General features: G+C 49.1%; 15 protein-coding genes, 2 pseudogenes and 1 riboswitch. Of the genes and pseudogenes, 12 read left to right on the forward strand and 5 right to left on the reverse strand.

Annotated elements, in window-relative coordinates; translation table 11 throughout:
* Positions 1-32 precede the first annotated feature (32 nt).
* Genes hutI through hutU form a run of 4 tightly spaced genes read left to right on the forward strand, consistent with a single transcriptional unit; the run spans position 33 to position 5320 of the window.
* Positions 33-1283 (forward strand): imidazolonepropionase, encoded by a 1251-nt coding sequence (hutI, locus tag P6574_RS12785; protein WP_405048099.1) that lies wholly within the window; start codon positions 33-35, stop codon positions 1281-1283.
* Positions 1284-2840 carry a histidine ammonia-lyase gene (hutH, locus tag P6574_RS12790; RefSeq protein WP_310620666.1) on the forward strand — a complete coding sequence of 519 codons (1557 nt, stop codon included), beginning with the start codon at positions 1284-1286 and terminating at the stop codon, positions 2838-2840.
* On the forward strand, positions 2827-3657 hold the full coding sequence (gene hutG / locus P6574_RS12795; protein WP_310620667.1) for an N-formylglutamate deformylase: 831 nt from the start codon (positions 2827-2829) through the stop codon (positions 3655-3657). The genes hutH and hutG overlap by 14 nt, the downstream gene beginning before the upstream one ends.
* The gene (gene hutU, locus P6574_RS12800) at positions 3650-5320 is read left to right on the forward strand and encodes a urocanate hydratase (protein WP_310620668.1); all 1671 of its coding nucleotides are present in this window, start codon (positions 3650-3652) and stop codon (positions 5318-5320) included. The genes hutG and hutU overlap by 8 nt, the downstream gene beginning before the upstream one ends.
* 118 nt (positions 5321-5438) lie before the next feature.
* Here the strand turns inward: hutU and P6574_RS12805 are convergent, their stop codons facing one another.
* Positions 5439-6203: a hypothetical protein gene (locus tag P6574_RS12805; protein ID WP_310620669.1), complete on the reverse strand. Its 765-nt coding sequence runs from the start codon at positions 6201-6203 to the stop codon at positions 5439-5441.
* Between the two features lie 492 nt (positions 6204-6695).
* On the opposite strand from P6574_RS12805, the gene P6574_RS12810 reads away from it, so the two are divergent.
* Positions 6696-8477, forward strand: a complete 1782-nt coding sequence (locus P6574_RS12810) for an LpxL/LpxP family acyltransferase (protein WP_310620670.1) — start codon at positions 6696-6698, stop codon at positions 8475-8477.
* 179 nt (positions 8478-8656) lie between these two features.
* Here the strand turns inward: P6574_RS12810 and P6574_RS12815 are convergent, their stop codons facing one another.
* Positions 8657-9205: a phage tail protein gene (locus P6574_RS12815; protein ID WP_310620671.1), complete on the reverse strand. Its 549-nt coding sequence runs from the start codon at positions 9203-9205 to the stop codon at positions 8657-8659.
* Positions 9206-9624: 419 nt separating this feature from the next.
* On the opposite strand from P6574_RS12815, the gene P6574_RS12820 reads away from it, so the two are divergent.
* The 5 genes from P6574_RS12820 (at position 9625) to P6574_RS12840 (ending at position 14197) form a co-directional block, all read left to right on the forward strand.
* Positions 9625-10251 carry a GNAT family N-acetyltransferase gene (locus P6574_RS12820; protein ID WP_310620672.1) on the forward strand — a complete coding sequence of 209 codons (627 nt, stop codon included), beginning with the start codon at positions 9625-9627 and terminating at the stop codon, positions 10249-10251.
* 72 nt (positions 10252-10323) lie between these two features.
* Positions 10324-10611 carry a DUF6916 family protein gene (locus P6574_RS12825; RefSeq protein ID WP_310620673.1) on the forward strand — a complete coding sequence of 96 codons (288 nt, stop codon included), beginning with the start codon at positions 10324-10326 and terminating at the stop codon, positions 10609-10611.
* 423 nt (positions 10612-11034) lie between these two features.
* Positions 11035-11241: riboswitch (cobalamin riboswitch) on the forward strand.
* Between the two features lie 165 nt (positions 11242-11406).
* The gene (locus tag P6574_RS12830; RefSeq protein ID WP_310620674.1) at positions 11407-12189 is read left to right on the forward strand and encodes an ABC transporter ATP-binding protein; all 783 of its coding nucleotides are present in this window, start codon (positions 11407-11409) and stop codon (positions 12187-12189) included.
* Between the two features lie 11 nt (positions 12190-12200).
* Positions 12201-13139 (forward strand): ABC transporter substrate-binding protein, encoded by a 939-nt coding sequence (locus P6574_RS12835; protein ID WP_310620675.1) that lies wholly within the window; start codon positions 12201-12203, stop codon positions 13137-13139.
* Positions 13140-13141: 2 nt separating this feature from the next.
* Positions 13142-14197 (forward strand): FecCD family ABC transporter permease, encoded by a 1056-nt coding sequence (locus P6574_RS12840; RefSeq protein WP_405048100.1) that lies wholly within the window; start codon positions 13142-13144, stop codon positions 14195-14197.
* Positions 14198-14209: 12 nt separating this feature from the next.
* On the opposite strand, the pseudogene P6574_RS12845 reads toward P6574_RS12840, so the two are convergent.
* Positions 14210-14329: pseudogene (locus P6574_RS12845) on the reverse strand (IS5/IS1182 family transposase); the annotation flags it as partial.
* Between the two features lie 50 nt (positions 14330-14379).
* On the opposite strand from P6574_RS12845, the pseudogene P6574_RS12850 reads away from it, so the two are divergent.
* Both P6574_RS12850 and P6574_RS12855 read left to right on the forward strand, forming a co-directional pair.
* A pseudogene (locus P6574_RS12850) lies at positions 14380-15170 on the forward strand (IS3 family transposase); the annotation flags it as partial.
* Positions 15171-15197: 27 nt separating this feature from the next.
* Complete coding sequence (locus P6574_RS12855; protein ID WP_310620676.1) at positions 15198-15320, forward strand: hypothetical protein; 123 nt, start codon at positions 15198-15200, stop codon at positions 15318-15320.
* Positions 15321-15541: 221 nt separating this feature from the next.
* On the opposite strand, the gene P6574_RS12860 is transcribed toward P6574_RS12855, so the two are convergent.
* Both P6574_RS12860 and P6574_RS12865 read right to left on the reverse strand, forming a co-directional pair.
* Positions 15542-16195 carry a glutathione S-transferase family protein gene (locus tag P6574_RS12860; RefSeq protein WP_310620677.1) on the reverse strand — a complete coding sequence of 218 codons (654 nt, stop codon included), beginning with the start codon at positions 16193-16195 and terminating at the stop codon, positions 15542-15544.
* 121 nt (positions 16196-16316) lie between these two features.
* The gene (locus tag P6574_RS12865; RefSeq protein ID WP_310622161.1) at positions 16317-16934 is read right to left on the reverse strand and encodes an SDR family oxidoreductase; all 618 of its coding nucleotides are present in this window, start codon (positions 16932-16934) and stop codon (positions 16317-16319) included.
* Between the last annotated feature and the right edge of the window lie 9 nt (positions 16935-16943).

Consider the following 16943-nt stretch of genomic DNA (forward strand, 5'->3'; position numbering starts at 1 on the left):
TATCAACACTCCATTGACTCTTTAATATGTGCATGCATATTATCTTTTATCCCAATATATTCAAGTCTAGGGGACAATGTGTGGCTCTGCGATTATTGACCAATGCGAAGCTGGCGACTCTACGAGAGAACGAGGTTCCCTACGGGCTCATTGAGCAAGGTGCCCTTGTCACCCACAGGGACCGAATAGCCTTCGCCGGACCTGAAGCAGAACTACCAGAGGTCTTTCGTTCCCTCCCCCCTGAAGACCAGTGCTCACGGCTCATCACTCCCGGTTTGATTGATTGCCACACCCATATAATTTATGGCGGCAACCGTTCTCGAGAGTTTGAAATGCGGTTGCAAGGAGCAACATATGAAGAAGTTGCTCTTGCCGGAGGCGGCATACTATCAACTGTGGCAGCCACACGCCGCGCCGAGGTGGATTCACTTGTTGCGCAGGCTCTGCCCCGTGTTGATGCCCTGATTGCCGAGGGCGTTACAACATTGGAAATCAAGTCCGGCTATGGATTGGATCGAGAAACCGAGCTGAACATGCTGCGTGCTGCCCGCCAAATCACAGCGGAGCGACAGGTTCGGGTAAAAACCAGTTTTCTGGGCGCCCATGCCATTCCACCCGAATACAAGGGAAATGCAGAGGCCTACCTTTCAGAAGTATGCCTGCCCACATTGGAAGCAGCACACCAAGAGGATCTGGTTAATGCTGTTGACGGCTTTTGTGAGAAAATCGCCTTTTCCCGCGCCCAAATGCGCCGAGTTTTCGAAAAGGCCATGCAGCTTGGCCTGCCGGTGAAGCTGCATGCAGAGCAGCTTTCAAATATTGGAGGTGCCGCCTTAGCCGCTTCCTATAAAGCACTGTCAGTGGATCATCTGGAGTTTCTTGATAAAACCGGTGTCAGAGCCATGGCAGAGCACGGCACAGTAGCCGTTTTGCTGCCCGGGGCCTATTACACCCTTTGCGAAACCCAAAAACCACCGATGGACTTGTTGCGGCACTTTAATGTTCCAATCGCCCTTGCTACCGACTGCAACCCCGGCTCATCACCCCTCACATCCCTACTCCTCACCATGAACATGGGCTGCACCCTGTTTCGTATGACACCGGAAGAAGCCTTAAAAGGCGTGACAAGCCATGCCGGCAAAGCCCTTGGCCTGTCTGAGACGGGAACACTAGAGGCTGGTAAGCGCGCTGATCTTGCCATCTGGAATGTGGACCACCCCTCAGAGCTTTCCTACCGAATTGGATTTAACTCTTTGCATAAACGTATCTTTGGAGGCCAGTGAATGGATGCGCTCACTTTAAAACCCGGGTTTGTAACTCTCGAGGAACTGGAGCGCATATACCGCCATGACCTGCCCGTTTATCTGGAACGCTCCTGCAAACAGGCGGTGGACCACGCTGCAAAGCAGGTAGCAGCCGCAGCTCAGGGGAGCGAGGCCGTTTATGGGATCAACACCGGCTTTGGCAAGCTTGCAAGCGTGAAGATTGAGCCCGGTGACACCAATAATCTGCAGAAAAACCTGATCCTCTCCCATTGCTGCGGCGTCGGGAAGCCGCTGGAGCGGGAGACCACGCGCCTGATGATGGCCTTAAAGCTCCTGTCCCTCGCCCGCGGGGCCTCCGGTGTCCGCTTTGAGCTGCTGCTCCTTATCGAACAATGCCTTGAAAAAGGCGTGACCCCGATTATTCCCGAAAAAGGATCGGTCGGGGCCTCCGGTGACCTTGCCCCCCTCGCCCACATGGCAGCTGTTCTCATAGGTGAAGGGGAAGCGGAGTTTAAAGGGGAACGTATTGAGGGGGGAGAGGCTCTCAAACGGGCAGGATTGACCCCCATAACATTAGGCCCCAAAGGGGGGCTAGGGCTCATTAACGGCACCCAGTTCTCTACCGCCTGCGCTCTTGTGGGGCTGTTTGAGGCCTGGCGTCTGGCAGAAGCAACATTGGTCACGGCAAGCCTTTCCACAGATGCGGCCATGGGTTCGACCGCACCGCTGTTACCGCAAATTCATGAACTGCGCGGTCACAGGGGACAAATCGAAGTCGCCCGCTCCATGCGCACCCTCATGAAAGGCTCGCAAATTCGCGAAAGTCACCGCACTGGAGATACCCGCGTTCAAGACCCCTATTGCATCCGCTGCCAGCCTCAAGTGACGGGCGCCTGTGTGGATCTCCTGCGCATGGCAGCAACCACACTCGAAATTGAAGCCAATGCAGCAACAGATAATCCTCTGGTGTTGGTGGGTGAGGAAAGGATTGTTTCAGGCGGAAACTTCCACGCCGAACCCGTTGCGTTTGCAGCGGACCAGATCGCATTAGCCGTTGCGGAAATCGGCGCCATATCCCAGCGCCGTATCGCCTTGATGGTGGATCCTTCACTCTCCTTCGATCTGCCGCCGTTTCTGGCAAAGGATCCGGGGTTCAACTCCGGTTTGATGATTGCCGAGGTGACCACTGCGGCCTTGATGAGTGAGAACAAGCATCTGGCCAACCCCTGCTCCACAGATTCAACCCCGACCAGCGCCAATCAGGAGGACCATGTGTCCATGGCCGCTCACGGCGCCCGCCGTCTGTCTCGTATGAATGAGAACCTCTCTTACATTCTAGGCGTCGAACTGCTTTGCGCCGCCGAGGGCGTGGAGCATCGTGCCCCCCTACAGACCAGCCCTTCCTTACAAAAGGTCATCGGAAAATTACGCGAAAGCATTCCCAAGCTGGAAAAGGACCGCTACATGGCCGGAGATCTGGAAGACGCAGCACACCTGATAAGATCAAGAGCTTTGGTTTCTCCCGTCGACGACCAGCCGATCATAACACTAGGAGTAAGCCATGCAGCCAGTTGAAATTCTGCAAGGTGACGGGCCAGTTGTGCTCAGTATCCCTCATTCGGGAACATTCCTTCCTCCAGAAGTTTATGCATCCTTAAATGCTAACGGGCGAAAACTCGCTGACTCCGATTGGCATGTGGACAGGCTTTACCAAGGTCTCATGCCAGCAGCGACCATTGTGAAAGCAAACTTTCACCGCTATCTCATAGATGCCAATCGTGCGCCTTCCGGCAAGTCTCTCTATCCGGGACAAAATACCACCACACTGTGCCCCACCACCGATTTCAACGGCCAGCCCATTTATTCTCAGGGACAGGAGCTCTCTTTAGACGAGATTGAAGCACGCCAGCAGACTTGGCACGCGCCTTACCACAGGGCTCTGGGTCGCGAGCTGGAGCGCGTCAAGGCAAAACACGGCATAGCCATTTTATATGACTGTCATTCCATCCGCTCCAAAGCACCTTTCTTGTTTGAAGGGCTCTTGCCCGCCTTCAACATCGGAACCAACTCGGGCGCGTCCTGCGCACCGGAGATTGAAGAAACGGTATCGACGCGGACAGCACAGGCTGCGAGATACACTCAGGTTCTCAATGGACGTTTTAAGGGGGGCTGGATCACACGTCACTATGGCCAGCCCCAAACCGGTATCCACGCCATCCAGATGGAGCTTGCGCAAAGCACCTATTTGGCAACCGAAAAACAGCCATTTACCTATAGTCAAGAACGGGCTGAAAAACTGCGCCGCCACCTGAAACAAGTTCTGGAAGCGCTGGAGGCGCTTGCTCCTAAACTTGCCCAAAACCTACCAACTTCAGGAGCTTCCCATGGTTAACCGCCGTCATAACGCCCGTGATATTTATCCACCAACCGGTACAGGGCTCAACGCCAAGTCGTGGCTTACGGAAGCACCGCTGCGCATGCTGATGAACAACCTGCACCCGGATGTTGCAGAAAATCCGCATGAACTGGTGGTCTATGGCGGCATAGGACGCGCAGCCCGCACATGGGAGGATTTTGACCGGATCGTTTCCTCCCTAAAATCATTAGCAGAAGATGAAACGCTGCTGGTGCAGTCGGGAAAGCCGGTTGGTGTTTTCCAAACTCACAAAGATGTACCCCGTGTGCTGATTGCAAACTCCAACCTCGTTCCCAACTGGGCCAACTGGGACCATTTCCACGAGCTTGATAAAAAAGGGCTCGCTATGTACGGGCAGATGACGGCGGGCTCGTGGATCTACATCGGCACGCAGGGTATTGTTCAAGGAACCTATGAAACCTTTATGGAAGCTGGTCGCCAGCACTATGGGGGGAATTTAAAAGGCCGATGGATCCTTACTGCGGGCCTTGGGGGCATGGGCGGCGCTCAGCCCCTTGCCGCCGTCATGGCCGGTGCCTGCTGTCTGGCCGTTGAGTGCGATGAAACGCGGGCCGAGTTTAGAAAGCGCACCCGCTACGTGGACGAAATAACCCACAGCCTCGATGAAGCCCTTGCAATGATTGAGGGCTGGACCAAAGCGGGAGCTACCAAATCCGTTGGCCTGATCGGCAACGCTGCCGATGTATTTCCTGAACTGGTGAAGCGCGGGGTAAAGCCTGATATTGTAACCGACCAAACCTCTGCCCATGATCCCGTCAATGGCTACCTGCCACAGGGCTGGAGCGTCGCAAAATGGCACGCTCTGTCTGAAACCAGCCCCAAGGAAGTTGAAAGGGCAGCACGTGCTTCCATGAAAGTTCACGTCAAAGCCATGGTTGATTTTTGGGAGGCAGGCATCCCTACCCTCGATTATGGCAATAACATCCGTCAGGTTGCCTTTGACGAAGGGCTGGAAAATGCCTTTGCCTTCCCCGGATTCGTCCCAGCATATATCCGGCCGCTCTTTTGCCGCGGCATCGGGCCATTTCGCTGGTGTGCCCTGTCTGGCGACCCCGAAGACATTTACAAAACTGATGCAAAAGTGAAAGAGTTGATACCCGGTGATCTTCACCTGCACAACTGGCTGGACATGGCCCGCGAGCGCATCGCGTTTCAGGGGCTGCCCGCCCGCATTTGTTGGGTGGGGCTTGGGCAACGCCACAAGCTTGGCCTTGCGTTTAACGAGATGGTACGAACGGGTGAACTGAAAGCACCGGTTGTGATTGGCCGCGATCATCTGGACTCCGGTTCTGTTGCCTCCCCAAACAGGGAAACGGAAGCCATGAAGGACGGCTCTGACGCCGTATCAGACTGGCCTCTCCTCAATGCCCTTCTAAATACGGCCTCCGGCGCGACATGGGTTTCCCTTCACCACGGCGGCGGTGTTGGCATGGGCTACTCCCAGCACTCGGGTATGGTGATCTGCTGTGATGGCACAAAAGAGGCGGACTATCGCCTTGCAAGGGTCCTATGGAACGACCCCGCCACCGGCGTTATGCGCCACGCAGACGCCGGCTACGAGCTCGCTCTAAAATGCGCTAGGGAACAGGGACTGAAGCTTCCCGGGATATTGAGTTAGGAGTGGCGGGACGCCGAGCAAAATAGATACGCGCAGCTGGACGCAGCTGAAAAACGGCCTTCAACCTGCCCAGAGCTGGGCTGAGCGCCACTGGTGCAGTAAAAGCATATGCATGTGTCTACCCATTATACAAAATGTCAAAAACATTATGGGCTTCTAGAAAATCAATCGCATCAGCTTTCCCCATTTGTTGAGAGAGTTTTGCCTTAAAGAAACCTGGATAAATTGATGTATAAGTGCGGCAGGTATTGCAGGAAACCGCTCCATGACCACAAGTTTTACCCATTGCTTTCTGGCCACCGATCAACACATGGTGATGGCTAGCAGAATTCCCGGCAACACACCCATGAGGTACAAGCGATACATTGGTATTACCAAAGAAAATCCCAGGCTTCTCAAATACAAATTTAGCAAGAGCCTTAGTGAAGATGACGGTGTCTGGAAAAGTATCGATAGCCTTGCAGATTTCCCTTTCTGCACGAAGATCATCATGTTTACTCATGATGAGATTTTCCTGAGGTGATTTACTTTGTATATACTTGTGGCGCCCGACTGTACCAGAACCTATGTAATCCCTGTAGTCCGCTGTGGGGCTGTATACCTGAAAGGTCAGATTGAGGTTCTGTTGATGGCAATCGCGAGCTACAATTAAAATATCATCTATGTTTTTCGCATTAACGGTATAATTTATGATGGCTCTTGGGTCTTGAGATGCAGTACCAAGCGCTTTTTGATAGGAATTCACTCCCCTCCAACTTTGCGTTTGCTCTGGCCCGCCCCAAACAGAGATAAAGATGCGAAAAGGAATTTCGGGAGCAATTTTCATTATTCCATTTGTATGGATCATACCTTGAGACCAATAACGCGTGGCCACCTTCAGCACGTCCATCTCCAGCGAGGGCTCAGCCCCACCAAATAAAGGATAAGTTACTCCCCTGCATTTTTCAGAGGAAAAAATTCTCTCATAGGCGTCGAGATCAATAGGAGATGAAGAGCCACTATGCCCCCCATCCCGACTATAAAAAAGGCACCCCTCACAAAATAGATTACACCGTGATGATACATCGAAAACAGTAGTAACTCTTGTACGTGTGGTTCTGGCTCTTAGGAAGATACTCCTGTAGCGCGGATTTTCCCTTACAAGATTGCGGAGTACCACATTCATTTCCTACGGTGGACCTTTCACAAATTAATAAAATAGTTGCGGTAGATTTGACTTTACGTTTATATTTTTATTTATTGTAATTACTAAATCTACTTAAGAAGTATTTACTCAAACAAATATACCAGTCACTATATTATTTTAAATACAAACTATTTCTGTGTTAGTACTTTCACAAAATTATATATTTTGACTTCATTATTGGAGTTATGCATGGAGACGAAGACTTCTTCAGTTCATTTTTGCTTACTTCGGGCAAAGTCACTGTATGAAACTGGCTCTATCAAACATGCTTTCGATCTTTATTGTGAAATAGCCAGCCAATATCCTGAGGACTGGCGTCCCCAAATTGGTATAGTCCGCTGTATGGAGAAAATATCCACTCCTTTGGCCACCCTTAACAAATTGAAAGAGATTTCACCCCGCTTCCCAGAGACGTTTCAACCCCGCTGGAAAATTGCGCAGACCCTTATTAAACTTGGCCAAACTGAGAATGCTATAAAAACACTAAGGGAACTGACTAGTGACTGGCCAGACTACGATCTACCTGCTTGTAAGTTAGTGGAGCTAAAACAAAGAGATACCCCAGATTTTCAGGAATGGGAGTCAGTTAGAAAGAAGTTTCCTGAGTCTATGTGGGCTCAACTCGGGCTGGCCAATTCCCTTCGAGATCTTGGTTACCCAAAGGAAGCCCTGAATCACTACCTAGAAGCCGAACAACGCTGGCCCAAATCTCTTTCCATACTAAAGCAACTGGCACGCCTTTTTATTAGTATTGGTGAATTTGGGTTGGCGCTAGAGCGTATTAAATCTAATCTTGAACTGAGACCGAAAAGCCCAGTAGCTCGACGGCAGTTTTTGTGTTGCCATACTAAGCTTGAAAACTATGAACTGGTACGTAAGTTTGCAGCTAAGTACTTACAGGAGGCGCCCGATGAGTTATGGCTCAGACTCTTCTATGCAAGGGCCGCCCAAGGATTAGGGTTTAAGCAAAGCGACTGTTTTTTTAGCGAAGCATGGCTTGCAGACAGACCTAATGACACAAGGTTCATACAGTTTCATCTTGAAAATTTACGAAAATCTGGCCAGTTTGGAAAAATTAAAAATGTAATCGCAAATACACAAAGGCTCAGTACAGGCTCTCTCAGTTCCGTATTATTAAAAGATCAGTTAAATGCAATCATGCCCGGTGGAGAATTGTTGACAGGTGACCTTCCTCTACTGCGCAGGATCTGGCGAACGAATATCTACGGAAATATGAGTTGGGAGAGCTTTTTAAAAAAACTTGCCTGGCACAGGGCAGCAAATAAGATTGTCAATGAAGCCATTAACATGCGAAGTGATGCCGCTGAAAAACTGGATAACCTTATTTCTCTTTCTCATCCTAAGCTCATCAGTTCTGCGCAAAACTGTGGATCAGGCGGCCTACTGGTCGGATCGCATCAGGGCCCGACACTGGCGGCCATGTATTATCTGGAGCGTCATATCAAGCCTTACTACACATTAGAAAACAGATTTAGTCTTAACAGTTTGAGGATGTCCAAATTTGCTACAAACAAACATACTCAACACTCTATTTTAACGGGACAAAGACCAGTGATGACAATGCGCAGGCTGCTAGAAGCCTTGAAGCAGGGAGCGTTTGTTGGGTTGGCTGCAGATATTGTGAAAAAGTCGTCATATATTTCTGCCCCTTTATTCTCAGGGGTGGCAAGGATCTCAACCCTAGCACCCAGAGTAGCCTATCAATATAGAGTCCCAGTATTTTGGTGTCAGCCCTCATGGAAACAGCAGAAAATTGTTATCGAGCTCAGTAAACTCACCAGCCCAAAAGACGGGGAGGAACTTGAAGACTTTACCCAAAGGTGGTGTAAAATGTTCGCTGGGAAGCTTGAGTACCACCTAAGAAGCAATCCGGGTAACATGGATATGAACCACCAACTATGGTGGCACGAATGCCTCACACCTCGGCTGGCCTGTCTCGTGAAAGGATAGATTGCATTCAATATGGTCCCTGTCTGTCTGAGTATAGTCGCTCTTTGTCTCTGCCAAGCCCTCGAAGAAAGCTACTCCTTCTCATACCCTCGTGTTCCGACCACCTCTCTAGCATGTTCAAAGGATCTTCCATGCTGACTCAACTAATAGTTACGAAGCATGCTCGAAAACTCACTCATTTATGAACGGGACGGAAAAAGTCCAAGCATTGCAATTTCGAAGTTAAGGCCCAGATATGGATTCTGTATTGTAAAACTCCGACTGCCTCCAGTGTTACCCGTAGAGCTTAGTTGTCCCGATAAAGTAGTGTTGGCTTGCGCCTGATCTATGTACCCTTGCCCTACGACAGTTCCGGCTGTTGGTACGGCTGGAACCCTATTGGATGCAGGATCTGAATCACCAAATGTTGTTGACGCTCCAATTTTAACATTTCCATGAGAGTGGGATGGAAGTTCATTTACCGTCAAAACTCGGTCGTAACTCCCTCCCTTTTCCCCTAGTCCATAGGGAGGAAGACCAGGACCGCTTCCTGGTTGCAAGGGAAACCTCCCACGCAGATCCGGTAGGGCAAATGTAGTTCTTCCGTCTCCCCCGTAGATTGTGCCCAGCAAACTAAACAGGGCAGTATTTGAGGCAATTGGAAGAAGTTGCCCTTCACACAATGCCCATCCACGAACAGCAAATTTTAGTCCAAATAAGGTAATTTGAGAAAGGAAAGGCTCTGCCATCGTCGGCCCTCTTCGGTTGAGACGTTCTACTTATGTAATTCTAGGTTGATTTATGATTTAAATAAACTATTAAGTGCACCCTCAAATTGAGATTAGTAAATAATTATATATGTAAAGAAATATTACTGAACTATACGCATTAATTACCCCTAAAATTACAAGGATACACCCATTTGGTGCAATTTACTACAAATTCACTTATTGGGTTAATTCAAGTATCAATCGAAATCCACGTATGGAGTATCTCACATCTGAATTCTCTTTCTTAAATCGAAGTACTTAGTTCAATCTTATTAAGTACGCAGCTAACCAATGAACATGGTTTAAGCAACGTCAATTTTTTGCAGTACCATTATAAATCACTTCGCAGCGTTGCGTTCTACCCTTGAACTATCCACCCAGTATACAAAGGTATTAATGTGAGTACTGAATTAAACCCCCTTGATGTTTCCATACGGCCAGCGAGAGCTGGTGATGAAGGAATCCTAGAACTCATCCATAGAGATGAGCGGCACTGGGAGTTTTCTTCCTTGAAAAATTTTGGGCAAGAAGAACTTTATCATAGCGTGCTGTCACAGCAGTACACTGCACAACATAACGTATACTTCAATCAATATGATTTGGCGAATTATGGTCTTATTTTGTGGTGTGAAGCCCCTGTCGGGCGCGTGTACCTTGCCGAAGATGAGCATATGTTAAAGGTACTTGACTTGTCACTTTTACAAAAATTTCAGCGCAGAGGTATCGGAACGGTTGTCATGAAAGGCATCTGCGCAAAAGCTTCAAAGCTGAAAATTCCTGTCATGCTTCATGTCCTTAATATGAATAGACCTGCCTATAAATTTTACTACAGGTTTGGATTTGAGCCAGAAACTACAGGGAGGCACCATACGTTGATGAGGTGGTATCAACCAGACTATGACGCCTTGTTACGAGGTGAATTCATATCTGCAGCTGTCAAAATCAAACGAATGAATACTTCTGTAACTTCGACACCCTTCAGGCAACAACAGGAGAGTGATCAATCAATTTCAGATTCCCAATGAAAATTGGGACGCATATGACCATGGCCAATCATAGAGATTTTCTAAACAGATATTAAAGATAGGAAAATACAGATGAAAGATGACCTTAAGTCTTTGGAATATGCCGATTTTGAAAAGCTGAAGGGCGACATTTTTTTAATTGATGGTGAGAAGGTCCAGCTAAAATTTATAGAGAAAGGGCCTCAAACACCAGCAAGATTCCGGGAGCAGTTTATACTTTTGTTTGACTGCCCAGAAGGTTTCGAAGTCAAAGGTAGGATCTCGGAGGTACAACACCCAACAATTGGAGTTCATAATCTCCTTGTTACTAAAGTCTTGGAGGGTGGAGATGAATTCAACCTACAAATTATTTTTAACTGATCGATTTTAATGGAGCGGATGCCCCTTTTCCGATATTGCTGGGCAACTAGTCCACCGGTTTCCCTTGCATCAAAATTGCGGTACCCCGAGCATCTCTTCATAAAAACAGTCCTCAAGGCTCTGATGGAATGGATGCCCCACCCGGCGAGTCTCTGCCATATTAGGCAAGAGGACTGGCAGTGAAGGCTTTTATAATCCAATTCGAAGGCATTCGGCCATAGGATATCAATCACTTTTAACGTTCGAGCGACAATAGACAAATATTGAGCCGGAGGATCTCCACTTTTCTTAGGCCACTCCAGTTTACGGCCTGCGAAGTTCTCTAGGTTTCACTATGCATCATTTTCTCCCCATTTTTACTTCCAGATTCCAAAGTATCAACCATGCACTATCTTTTTGCTCTTGCAATCTGGCTTGTCTCTAATCATTATGCGCCGCAATGGTTTTCGAGGTCAAAAGCCTCGGAATTAAAAGGGAACACGGTGCAGTTTCACGTTTTGAAACTAACTCCGTGACTGCCCCCGCAACTGTAGGCGGAGAGCAAAGCTAGATATGCCACTGGGGAACCCGGGAAGGCTGGCCGAGCAATGACCCGTAAGTCAGGAGACCTGCCATTACCTGTTACTTCAACCTGGGCGGGGCGTCCTGGAAAGAGGCCATAATGTTTGCTTTCACGAAAGCCACTTACATATCCGGTTTCTATTGCCCCCGCTACATCGACAAGGGCGTTATGAGACCTGTATTTCTTCCAGTTAAGTTTCTGAGGCGCCGCCAGTTCATACTGGAACGCATGCCATGAGCACATCAGTCTTAGTCAACAATGTTTCTTGGGCGCCTAAAAAGAGCAAAAACGAGCCGGTTTTAAAGCCACTCAGCTTTGAACTGCCAGCGGGTGAAACCCTTGGGGTTGTGGGGGCAAACGGAGCAGGAAAGTCCACATTACTGCGATTACTATACCGCTTTAACAGGCCAGCAAGTGGTCATATCAATATTGGTGATGATGACATCTGGTCGCTTCCAGCCAAAGTAGTGGCGCGGCGTGTAGCTGCAGTGTTGCAGGAACAGCCCACGGATTTCGCACTCACTGTACGCGAGATCGTCGAGCTGGGACGAACGCCTTACAGCTATGGATTAACTAGTTTATGCAAACAGGGCCAACAGGTGGTAAGCCAAACGATCCATACTTTGAATCTAGAAGGGCTCATAGACCGTTCATTTACAACCCTTTCCGGCGGTGAACGGCAACGGGTTATGGTGGCACGGGCACTGGCGCAAGAACCTGATCTGCTCATTATGGATGAGCCAACCAACCATCTGGATATTCGCCATCAGCTGGAAATCCTGCAGCTCATCGAGGAGCTGGATCTGACAATCATCACCAGTTTGCACGATTTAAATATGGCAGCGCGGGTCTGTGACCAGATCCTACTTCTTGATCGAGGGCAAATGCTTGGGTTTGGAACACCGGACCAAATCCTCTCCCCGGCCTTAGTCTCAAAAGCCTTTCAGGTGAGCACAACACGCGACCACTTGATGACCACACAACAATCTCTCCTTACGTTCGATCTATACTCATAGGAATTATTTTCATGAAAAAACTTGGTTTGACGCTGGCTGCAGCGCTGCTGTCCTCTACACCTGTATTAGCAGAGGTTACCATTAAAAGCTGTAACCGCACCGTGACATTTGATGATGTACCAAAGCGGGCTGTTTCCAACGATTCCAACCTTACAGAGATGATGCTGGCACTGCAGCTACAGGACAAGATGGCGGGATATACCGGTATTTCTGAGTGGAGAACGCTGGATGATGGGCTAACAGATAAAGTGGCAGTCCTATCGGAACTGTCCCCACAATACCCAAACAAGGAAGTGTTGATAGGGGCTGATGCGGACTTTTATTTCGCGGGCTGGAACTACGGTATGAAGGTTGGCGGCGAGGTGACACCGGAAACACTGGCCCCATTCGGTATCAAGGTCTACGAGCTGACAGAAAGCTGCATCCATATTGGCGAGAAGCAGAAGGTATCAATGGAGGACTTGTACAATGACCTTTTGAACCTTGGCCGTATCTTTGCAGTTGAAGAGCGTGCGCTTGAACTGGTGCAATCCTATCGTGATGATCTTTCTCAGTTCAAACAGGGACTAAATGCCGGCACCACGCCACTTCGCGTATTTGTTTATGACAGCGGTGAAGATACCCCCTTTACTGCTGGCCGTTATGCCATGCCCACAGCACTGATTGAGGCCGCCGGTGGCAGCAACGTGATGGATACACTAGAAAGGAGCTGGGCACGGGTAAACTGGGAGGCCGTGATCGAAGCTAACCCCGAGGTTATTGTGATAGTGAACTATGGCGAAGTAACAGCAGAGCAAAAGCGTGAGTTCATGCTCAATAACCCGGCCTTTGCCGATCTGGATGCAGTAAAGAACGACCGGTTCGTAACGCTACAATATGCAGAGGCCACACCAGGACCACGGAACATAAAAGCCATCAAAAAACTGGCAACTGCATTCTGGGGTAACTGAGTATGAGCGAAGGAACCAGTATCCCCGCAGCCCCCAAAGGGGGCACTTCTTTTGTTATGCTGCAGATCTTTTGCGCAGGGTTGGTTGCTCTGGTTCTTCCTGTTTGTCTCGCCGTTTCAGTTGGGGCGGTTTCCATTCCCATGGAGACCGTTCTGGGTGTGCTTGTTAATAAGGTTATACCGGGTGCTATTGAGCCCAGTTGGTCGAAGGGACGAGAGACCATCCTGTGGGAGATTCGCCTGCCCCGCGTTCTGCTGGCGATTATGGTCGGGGCCGGACTTTCAATCGTGGGCGCTTGCCTTCAATCCGTAACCCGCAATCCACTTGCCGACCCTCATCTGATCGGAATTTCAGCAGGTGGCGCGTTTGGGGCCGTATTGGCTTTGCTGCATACTGGTTTATTTTTTGGAGTGTTAACGGTACCTCTGCTGGCTTTTTTAGGGGCTCTTGGAGCAACTCTTCTTGTTATCGGGACCGCAAAGTTCACAAATGCCACGAGTGCTGACCGGCTGGTTCTGACTGGAGTTGCTGTTAGCTTTATTTTGATGGCAGGAGCTAACATTCTCATTTTTCTGGCAGATCCGCGCGCTACTCACACTGTGGTCTACTGGATGCTGGGCGGCTTAGGGCTGGCCCAGTGGGGGTACCTTATCTACCCCTTGGTCACCATGATAGTTTGTGGAGGTTGGCTGTGGCTACGAGCTGGTCACTTTAACGCCATGACCATGGGCGATGAAACCGCAACCACCCTTGGCATCTGCGTTGCAAAATTTCGGCTAGAGACCTTCATTATTGGGGCGTTGATTACAGGTATCATGGTAGCATTTTCGGGCATGATAGGTTTTGTTGGCCTGATGATACCTCATATTGTAAGAGCGTTTATCGGGGGCAATTATCATCGCCTCATCCCGGTCTCGGCCTTGTTTGGCGCACTTTTTTTGCTTGTCGCCGACATGGCTGCACGAACGCTGATGAAACCGGAGGACATCCCGGTTGGAGTCATCACCGGACTTGTAGGAGGAATCTTCTTCATTTGGCTTCTTAGGAAAAACAACTAGGCTCAGGACTCGTAACCAGAATATTACGGTTGCAGCAATATAGATTGCCGATTTGAATATGTTTGGGCATCGGTCGTATCCCATAGCAATACGCCTCCAGTCCTTGAGCTTTACAAACATGATGTTAAGCCTCCCCCAATGAAGTGGTCCACGTTTATGATTAGGAAAACGGAGGACTCGATATGGGAATCAAGAGACCAAAGCCAGAAGAGATTGTCGTTAAGTTGCGGCAGGTTGAAGTCCTGATGGGACAAGGGATGTCGCGCGTAGATGCAATCCGCCAGATGGGTGTTACTGAACAAACCTATTACCGTTGGAAGAAGAAGTACGGTGGCATGGGTACAGAACAACTCAAGGAACTGAAGCGGTTGCAGAAAGAAAATGAGCGGTTACGCCGTGCTGTCTCCGATCTGACACTGGATAAGCTGATCTTGAAGGAGGCTGCAAAGGGAAACTTCTAAGCCCCGCTCGTCGCCGGGCCTGCATCAATCATGTTTGTACTCAGATAAAGGTATCCGAACGGCGTGTGTGCCGCGTTCTTGGCCAGCATCGCTCCACACAGCGGCGTTTGCCGCAGGGGCGGGCTGATGAAAGCCAGCTGGTCGCGGATATGATTGAACTGGCCCGTCAATATGGTCGCTACGGTTGTCGCCGGATTGCTGCTTTGCTTCGAGAAGCGGGTTGGCAAGTGAACGACAAACGTGTCGAGCACCTTTGGAGACGAGAGGGGTTGAAGGTTCGCATGAAGCAACCGAAACAGGGACGGCTCTGGCTCAATGACGGATCCTGCGTCCGGCTGCGGCCACAGGATCGCAATCACGTGTGGTCCTATGACTTTGTCCACCATCGAACCGAAGATGGCAGGGCATTCAGAACGCTGAATATTCTGGATGAATACACGCGTGAATGCCTTGCTATTCGGGTGAAGCGAAAGCTGAACTCGAGCGCGGTCATCGATGTGCTTTCACGGCTGAGCTATTGATCTGCGCGGCTCTTGGGCATGACGGCAAACGATCTTGTAAAGATGAAGAAGCAAGGTACAACCCATGCCATGGCCCTCGCCTGCGCAGCGCTACTGGCTGGACTTAATACCTACGACCATGTGTCCAAGATTGGAGACTAAAATGACCGAGTTTTCTAAAGAAGATTGTACCAAAATTTGTACCGAAGTGGATGCGTATTGACATCTAGGGTATGTTTGTCAATGACCTTGGCCAGAAGCCTCCAGAGGAGGCAAGCGCTTTGTGCCTGAAATAAAAACTGATGGCCCTCTGCCCTCTCGTTCAAGTTAACGTGTCAACACCTTCGGTAGGAAAACACTGAGACTGAGAGGCCTTGTGTTTCTTAGACCAATTCAAATCTCTTTTCTGTTACAGCATCTGTAAATAGCTGCTCAAACTCTGGTACAACCGAGTTTTTAACAGCGTCCAATTTAAGTACAGTATCACTCCAAGCTTTGATTTTTGGAAATGTCGAGAAAATTTTCCTAGAGCCAATTTTTTCCAGAATGCTAAAGCGCATAAATGCCGGTGCGTAGGCGATATCAACCAAGGACAGAGCGTCCCCGTTATAAAAGAGAGTATCGTCCAACCGGTCCTCGATTTGTTGCAATTTGGTGTTTACTTCCCCCAGTCTCTTCTCAAAGTCTGCATGGCTTGCGGAATTCCAGAGCATATATTGAGAAACCAAAAGACTTGACCCAAATTCAATTTCCGCCCTATTTTCAGCTCTTCGCAACGTTGATTTGGGGTGTAGAGACGGCAGGTACTCCTCATCCAGATACTCCAGTATTACAGATGACTCAAAAAGAGTAGTTTCTCCAATACGTAGGAGCGGTACCTTTCCAAAAGGAGACAGAGACAAAAACCAGTCAGGCTTATTTGATAGATCAACATAGCGAATATTAAATTCGACTTGCTTCTCCAAAAGAGTAATCACTGACCGCTGAACAAACGGGCAAAGTTTGGCGCTGATCAGTTCAATGTTCTTATTTTCCATCGGGGAGGTTTCCTTTAGACGATAGCTGAGCGAAAATATGTTTCGCGCATATTATTATTCTACTCGTTTGTTGAGAAAAGCCCGCCGGCAATTTGTCTATGCCGTACGGGCCCAATCTAGCTTATCCTACTGACATGCCTCCATCGACTGCATATTCCTGTCCCTGAACATATGAAGCCTCATCGCTGGCAAGAAAGAGCGCCACATTTGCAGTTTCTTCGGGTCGCCCCAGCCGTCCTAGTGGAACACTTGCCGCGGTCTCTTTAATCATGTGTTGTATTTGTTCTTCACTCATTCCGGTCTTGTTGAGCAATGGCGTTTGTACTGGGCCCGGGCTCACTGCATTTACACGAATGCCACGAGGGGATAGTTCGGCAGAGGCTGTTCGAACCAACTGTGCAACGGCTGCCTTGCTAGCAGCGTACGCGCTCCCCATAGGCCTACCCATTTGATTTACGACTGAAGAAGTAACAATGACAGAAGCATTGTCATTTAGGGCGGGAATGCCATACTTGATTGCAAGCAACGGACCTTTAACATTGACCTCAAACATGTGATCAAAGTTTTCTACGCTGTGATGTTCCCAAGGTGCGAATTGAGCCACACCTGCGTTTAAAAACAGCACATCAATTTTTCCGTATTTGGAAGTGACCTGCTCAAAAAGAGATTGAACATCTTCTTGTTTTGACGCGTCGGATTGGATGATAGCTGCATTTTCATCCCATTTCGGATCTAGCAGCTTCTAGAG

The sequence above is a fragment of the Pseudovibrio sp. M1P-2-3 genome (genome assembly GCF_031501865.1).
Classification (GTDB): Bacteria; Pseudomonadota; Alphaproteobacteria; order Rhizobiales; family Stappiaceae; genus Pseudovibrio; species Pseudovibrio corallicola.